At 63.5% G+C, this 3,424-nt stretch carries 2 protein-coding genes and 1 pseudogene; all 3 read left to right on the forward strand.

Translation table 11 applies throughout. From position 1 onward, the window contains the following. Positions 1 to 936 (forward strand): acyl-CoA dehydrogenase (locus tag AC1DY5_RS47945; protein ID WP_478121385.1); only part of this gene is annotated, 936 nt, incomplete at its 5' end. A 327-nt stretch (positions 937 to 1,263) separates the two neighbouring features. After that, positions 1,264 to 2,319: an AraC family transcriptional regulator gene (locus tag AC1DY5_RS47950; RefSeq protein WP_478121386.1), complete on the forward strand. Its 1,056-nt coding sequence runs from the start codon at positions 1,264 to 1,266 to the stop codon at positions 2,317 to 2,319. 343 nt (positions 2,320 to 2,662) lie between these two features. Further along, positions 2,663 to 2,864, forward strand: a pseudogene (locus AC1DY5_RS47955) (TauD/TfdA family dioxygenase); the annotation flags it as partial. Positions 2,865 to 3,424 lie beyond the last annotated feature (560 nt).

The following is a 3,424-nucleotide window of genomic DNA, read 5'->3' on the forward strand; positions in this document are numbered from 1 at the left end:
GAGGAGTACATGTTCATCATGATGAACGCCGCGCGTTACGCCGTGGGCGTGCAGGGCGTCGCCGTTGCCGAGCGCGCGTACCAGAAGGCCGCTGCGTACGCCAAGGATCGCGTGCAGGGTCGGCCGGTGAACGGCTCGCTGCCCGGCGCCGCGGCGATCATCCACCACCCCGACGTGYGCAGGATGTTGCTGACGATGCGCGCGCTGACGGAAGGCTGCCGCGCGATGGCGCTCAGCGCCGCGGCGGCCTACGACACGGCGCACGCGCACCCGGACGCCGAGGCACGCCGGCGCGCTCAGGCCTTCTACGAATTCCTGGTGCCGCTGGTCAAGGGCTACAGCACGGAGATGAGCCTGGAAGTGACCTCGCTCGGCGTGCAGGTGCACGGCGGCATGGGCTTCATCGAGGAGACCGGCGCGGCGCAGTACTACCGCGACGCCAAGATCCTGACCATCTACGAAGGCACGACGGCGATCCAGGCCAACGACCTCGTCGGCCGCAAGACCGCGCGCGACGGCGGCGCCGTCGCGAAGGCGATCGCCGGTGAGATCGAAGCCACCGAGGCGGCGCTGCGACAGAGCGACAGCGAGGCTGCGCAATCGTTGGCCGGCCGACTGGCCGCGGCGCGAAAGGCCTTCCTCGACGTGGTCGACTTCGTCGTTGCCCGCGGCCGGACCGACCCCAACGCTGTCTACGCCGGGTCGGTACCGTACCTGATGCTGGCCGGCAACCTGGTGGCGGGCTGGCAGCTCGGCCGCGCGCTGCTGGCGGCCGAGCGCAGGCGCGCTGCGGGCGACGAGCTGGAATTCATGCGCCAGAAGATCGCCGTCGCGCGCTTCTATGGCGAGCACCTGCTGACGCGGGTGTCGGGGTTGCGCGACAGCATTGTCGATGGGGCGGTCTCGGCGAACGCGCTGGGGCCCGAGGCCTTCTGACGAGCCGGCGCTGCCGGTCATCCACCGGCATCGCGAGCTGGCGCATCGGTCCCCCGCGCGTGTGCGTGACGCCCAAAGATCGATCCGGAATCGTCGCACCGTATGCGCGATGCGATGGCGCCGCCTACAGAAGCCATTCGATGGGGAGGATCGACATTAGCTCGACGCCCATTCGCGTGGACCAGTCCGTCTCGGGCTCGTTGCCTAAGCCCTCACGCACACGCAACGCGCATTTCAAGGTGAACCTGCATGCCGAATCTCCGATGACTTCTTCGGTGACAAGCTTCTGAAGACATAATTTTGTGAAATTGGGACAGGTGACGGTACATGCATAACTTGGCGCGAAGTGCCAGCCTTACTGACTATGAGCACGTTGCCCGTTCAGTGGGGCTCGATCCGTTTCGGATGCTGCGGTTGGCCAAGCTGCCGGCCACGGTGCTCGACGATCCGAACATGATGATCAGTGCCGATTCGGTTGGGTGGCTGCTGGAGGAGTCGGCACGCTTGTCCGGCCAAGAGGCCTTCGGACTTTTGCTCGCGGAAACCAGAAGCCTGGCCAGCCTGGGCATGCTGGCCGTGGTGATGCGGGAAGAACCAACGCTGCGCGCAGTAGTGCAATCTTGCGTGCGCTATATGCGACTGCACAACGCCGGCGTGCAATTGCAGCTCGAGGACGCAGGCGACATGGTCCTGGTGCATGTGGGCGCAGATATGCAGGGCCATGGCGTCTGGCGCCAGACTATCGAACAGACGACCGGTTTCGGATTGCGGATGTTTAGAGCGCTGACCCGCAATACCTTCCGGCCGGTAAGGATCAGTTTCACCCACGAGCGGCCCGCCAGCCTTGAAGTGCACCGCCGCGTGCTGGGAAGAGCTATCGAGTTTTCACAGGAATGCAATGCCATGGTTTGTCGCGGACGCGAGCTGGACATGCCCATCCCTGCTGCAGACCCGACGCTGAATCGCGAAGTGAAGCGGTGGCTGGACATGCAGCTGGCCAACTTCGGCGACGAGCCGACGCAGCAGGCGCGCGCGATCATCAGGATGCTGCTGCCCAGCGGACTCTGTTCGGTGGATCGGGTCGCCCAGCATCTTGGAGCGCATCGACGCACCCTCAACCGACACCTGGCGGCCGAGGGTGAGAGTGTTTCAACGATCATCAATGCTGTACGTGCTGAACTCGCCGAGGAGTATCTGAGCAACAGCAAACGCAAGTTGTATGAGGTCGCCGAACTCCTCGGCTTTTCCTCGGCCGGTGACTTTTCTCGCTGGTTCCGCGGTCARTTTGGCAGGACACCCTCGGATTGGGCMGYYCRCTACCGRGAGAGCAAGGCGGCAGCCGGGCCCATCTCCATSAGCAGGAARCCGGCTCGAGGGCGCTGAGGCGGCCCCAGGCAGCCACAAGGACGCTCACGCCACACTGCCTGAACCAGCCGCACCCGACAYGTCGTTCAGTTACAGGTCCCGGCCTGCTCCCGCGATTGCCGGGTTTGCCGCCGGGACTGCGCCGGAGCGGCGTCGCCATAAGAAATTGTCCCGGCATGCAAATGCGAGCGCGACCTCAATACCTACCATTGAGCCCGTGACCGAAAGGGTGCGCTGCCTCGCTGATTGGGGCAGCTTCATCTGCCGGGCGCACCTATTTTCGCCGCCGCACAAGCACGGATTAGAGACACCCATGACCGCCACCGCCGTAACCCAAGACACTACTTCACAAGCCACGCCGATGGCACCGGCCATTGTCCGACCATCGGTGCGCCGGCATCAATCAAGGTGGGCCCGCCATCGGCGCCGAACTCAGCAACATCAGCCTGGCGGATGCCGCCCTCGATCCGGATGCCATTGCCGAAATCCGGGCTCTGTGGCTGAAGCACAAAGTGCTGTTCTTCCGCGATCAGGACATCTCGCCGATGGAGCAGCAGAACTTCAAAATGGCGGCGCGACTGCATGCCGCATAGCCGACCTTCGCGAACGCCCGGAATTGGCCGGATTTTGCCTTCCGACGATGGACATCGCCGGCAAGCCGGCTTGCCGGAAAGTCTGAACCTGACGATTGGTGGCCTCGGAACAACTCCCGGAAACTACAGCTGCGACAGCAGGAACTGACCCCCGGGTTGATTCAATCGGTCGTGACTTGGTCAGTTTTGCACCGCGCGCAGCGTTCACGCCATACAACTTGGGCGATAAGCACTTCCGCCCGTTCGTGCGCACAATCTGTATCAAATGCTGAGTAAACGTATTTCAGTCAAGGGCTAGTGTAGCGCGCTCTAAATAATAGAACTTAAAGTATACTGCGCATACCAAGCTTTGCGGAGGTTTGAGCCATGCGCGTTGCCCGGAAGATCGAACTGGATGCTGTTGCCGAACGGGAGTTGACTGCGCTCGCCCGGCGCGGCCGCGTTGAGGCCCGCGTGCAGCAGCGAGCCAGGATCGTGCTGTTGGCCGCGAAGGATTGGCAGAACAAGGACATCGCTGCCGAGGTCGATTT

This window comes from Variovorax sp. P4_D9 (genome assembly GCF_056401695.1).